Source organism: Mesorhizobium sp. M2A.F.Ca.ET.037.01.1.1, from assembly GCF_003998075.1.
Classification (GTDB): domain Bacteria; phylum Pseudomonadota; class Alphaproteobacteria; order Rhizobiales; family Rhizobiaceae; genus Mesorhizobium.
This window is the reverse complement of the sequence record NZ_RZSA01000811.1, coordinates 1-3,076: the sequence shown is the minus strand read 5'-3', so window position 1 is coordinate 3,076 and position 3,076 is coordinate 1. Positions and strand designations below refer to the sequence as shown.

Sequence of the window (3,076 nt, the reverse complement as noted above, 5' to 3'; positions counted from 1 at the left end):
GGCCTGCGCCGACGGACACCGCGACAGCACGGCAAGCGCGGCAGCACCAGCCCCGGCGCCGAAATCGGCGAGCCGGCCGGAAAAGCGGGACGGCACGGCGGCCGCCAGCATCATGGCGTCCATGCCGGCTCGATGACCGCCCTGGCTAGGCTGCACCAGCCAGAAGCGTCCGCGATGGAAGGCATCGACCGTATGCGCCGGCGTATCTGGGGCGGTTGTCGCTGCCATTATTTTTGGCGGATCTCGTTTTCGATGCCGGCATCCTTGAGGATGCGGCGCGCCACGTCGGCCTTGTCGGCGTCGACCATGACACGCTTCTGCAAAAGGCCGATGGACCCTTCCAGCACGCTCATATTCAGGTCGGCGACGAAACAGGCGATGCCGGCGTCGCGCATCAGCGATTCGACAAAGGAGATCACGACGGCGTCATTGGTGCGGACAAGCTCGATCATGGAACGAAAATCGCAGGTTGCGGCGTTCATGTAAACGTGCGGGTAAACACAGCGTCGGCAGAGCGCGCCAATTCGCCTCTTGCCGTGTCCGGTTGTGCCGCCCTAGAGTCGGCGCGGGATCAAAGGGTGCCGTGGGTGCGCGCTGCTCGTGCGCGTCAATGTAGACGGGAGTTGTCGTGGTGGGTGTCGTTCTCAACATCGAAGGAAAGCGGGAACCCGCTTCCATCAATGATCTGATCGATCTGACGGCCGCCGACATGGGACGCGTCAACGAACTGATCCTGTCCAAGGCCGGCTCCGACGTCGAGATGATCCCGGAGATCGCCAACCACCTGATCTCTTCCGGCGGCAAGCGGCTCAGGCCCATGCTGACGCTCGCCGCCGCGCAGATGTTCGGCTATTCGGGCGAAGGCCATGTCAAGCTCGCCACCGCGGTCGAATTCATGCACACGGCGACGCTTCTGCATGACGACGTGGTCGACGAGAGCGCCTTGCGCCGCGGCAAGAAGACGGCGCGCATGATCTGGGGCAACCAGGCGAGCGTTCTGGTCGGCGATTTCCTGCTCGGCCAGGCCTTCCGCATGATGGTCGAGGTCGGCTCGCTGGAAGCGTTGGACATCCTGTCGACCGCCGCCTCCATCATCGCCGAGGGCGAGGTGATGCAGCTTGCCGCCGCCAAGAACCTCGACACCACCGAGGACGAGCATTTCGCCGTCATCAAGGCCAAGACCGCGGCGCTGTTCTCGGCCGCCGCCGAAGTCGGGCCGGTGATCGCCCAGGCCTCGCGCACCGACCGCGCCGCATTGCGCTCCTACGGCATGAATCTCGGCCTTGCCTTCCAGCTCATCGACGACGCGCTGGATTATGGCGGGTCGAGCACGGATCTCGGCAAGAATGTCGGCGACGATTTCCGCGAGGGCAAGGTGACGCTGCCGGTGATCCTCGCCTACCGGCGCGGCACCAAGGCCGAGCGCAGCTTCTGGAAGCGCGCCATCGAGGAAAACGTCACCGACGATGCCGGGCTCGAAAAGGCGATCGGCCTGATGGCCCGCCACGGCGCCATCGCCGACACGATCAGCCGCGCCCGCCATTTCGGCGAGATCGCCCGCGACGCGCTGGCGCCGCTGGAAGCGACGCCGCAGAAGTCGGCGCTGCTCGACGTCATCGATTTCTGCATCAGCCGCGTCAACTGAGCCTGTCTGTCTTCCTGGGACTTGGCTGGCATTCGCCGGGCAGGGCGCCTGTGAATCCCGCTTTGGCCGTCTCGACAAAGAGCGGCCCGGCAAATTATCTATAAATATGGCCAGCACAGAAGACACGATCGCCGTCCGCATCAGCAAGGAACTGGCGGACCGCATCATTTCGGGCGCGATCGAGCCCGGCTCGCGGCTGCGCCAGGACCATGTCGCCGAGGAATTCAAAACCAGCCACGTCCCGGTGCGCGAGGCCTTTCGCCGCCTGGAGGCGCAAGGCCTGGCGATCAGCGAGCCCAGGCGCGGCGTGCGCGTCGCCTCCTTCGATCTCGGTGAGGTAAGGGAGGTGGCCGAGATGCGCGCGGCGCTGGAAGTGCTGGCGCTGCGACATGCCGCGCCGCATCTGACGGCGTCGATCCTCGACCAGGCCGAGGAAGCGACCAAGGCTGGCGACAAATCCCGCGACGTCCGCTCCTGGGAAGAGGCCAACCGCACCTTCCACCGGCTTATCCTGGCGCCCTGCAACATGCCGCGCCTGCTCTCCACCATCGACGACCTGCACGCGGCGAGCGCGCGCTTCCTGTTCGCCGCCTGGCGCTCGGAGTGGGAAACCCGCACCGACCAGGACCACCGGGCGATTCTCAGCGCGCTGCGGCAAGGCAACACCGAATCGGCCGCCGCCACGCTCGGCCGCCACGTGCAATGGATCGGCCAGAAGCCGGTCAAGACCGCCTCCGGCCGCACCCGCGACGCCTTCGCCATCGTGGGGTAGTGACGGGCGATTGGCAATTAGCCGAGGCCTCTCAACTTCGTCATTCCAGGGCGGAGCAAGGAGCGAAGCGACGCGCGCAGACCCTGGAATCCATGCCGTTACCTTCGCCGAAAAATAGAGGCGGTGCAGAACATAGCGCCGTTTTGCATCGTCCCGACGCCCATGCGTCACGGCATGGATCCTCGGGTCTCCGCGTCCGCTTCGCTCCCGCTCCGCCCGTGGATGACGAACCTGCAGGCTTGCTATCCGTTTCAAAATATGGATTCGATAATAGATGAAGTCGCAAAATTATCTATAATTTCATACCAACCAGGGAAGACACCGTGACCAACGCAACCGTTTCGATCGACAAGCCGTCCTTCAGCCCGCTCAAGCTGCACAGCCGTTCGCTCGCCTGGCAGATCGGCGCCGTGATCATCGGCTCGCTGTTCTTGGCGCTGTCCTCCTACATCGAGGTGCCGATGGTGCCGGTTCCGGTGACCATGCAGACCTTCGCCGTCACGCTGGTCGGCGCGCTCTACGGCTGGCGCTTCGGCGCGCTGACCATCGCCGCCTGGTTGGTTGAAGGCGCGGCCGGCTTTCCGGTTCTGGCGGGCGGCGCCGCCGGCGTGCAGCATTTCGTCGGTCCGACCGGCGGCTACCTCTTCGCCTTCCCGGTC

The 3,076-nt window shown here is 65.1% G+C and carries 4 protein-coding genes and 1 pseudogene; 3 read left to right on the top strand and 2 right to left on the bottom strand.

Annotated features, from left to right (window positions below; all coding sequences use genetic code 11):
- Together EOA27_RS29410 and EOA27_RS29405 are read right to left on the bottom strand one after the other, a co-directional pair.
- Window positions 1–228, bottom strand: a pseudogene (locus tag EOA27_RS29410) (methyltransferase); the annotation flags it as partial.
- The gene (locus tag EOA27_RS29405) at window positions 228–452 is read right to left on the bottom strand and encodes a DUF2007 domain-containing protein (protein ID WP_126078607.1); all 225 of its coding nucleotides are present in this window, start codon (window positions 450–452) and stop codon (window positions 228–230) included. The gene EOA27_RS29405 and the pseudogene EOA27_RS29410, both read right to left, overlap by 1 nt.
- Before the next feature lie 179 nt (window positions 453–631).
- Between EOA27_RS29405 and EOA27_RS29400 the strand changes: the two genes are divergently transcribed.
- From EOA27_RS29400 to EOA27_RS29390, 3 genes are all read left to right on the top strand, one after another.
- Window positions 632–1,645, top strand: a complete 1,014-nt coding sequence (locus EOA27_RS29400; protein WP_127257872.1) for a polyprenyl synthetase family protein — start codon at window positions 632–634, stop codon at window positions 1,643–1,645.
- A 106-nt stretch (window positions 1,646–1,751) separates the two neighbouring features.
- Entirely contained in the window at window positions 1,752–2,417 is a 666-nt protein-coding gene (locus EOA27_RS29395; RefSeq protein ID WP_126062266.1) for a GntR family transcriptional regulator, read from the top strand.
- A gap of 323 nt (window positions 2,418–2,740) precedes the next feature.
- Window positions 2,741–3,076, top strand: a 336-nt coding sequence (locus EOA27_RS29390; protein ID WP_189562148.1) for a biotin transporter BioY, incomplete at its 3' end; no start/stop codon positions are given.

What these genes read in the sequence shown, in the direction of transcription:
- EOA27_RS29405 (WP_126078607.1), bottom strand. Translation starts at nt 452, where the DNA reads ATGATCGAGCTTGTCCGCACCAATGACGCCGTCGTGATCTCCTTTGTC.
- EOA27_RS29395 (WP_126062266.1), top strand. Translation starts at nt 1,752, where the DNA reads ATGGCCAGCACAGAAGACACGATCGCCGTCCGCATCAGCAAGGAACTG.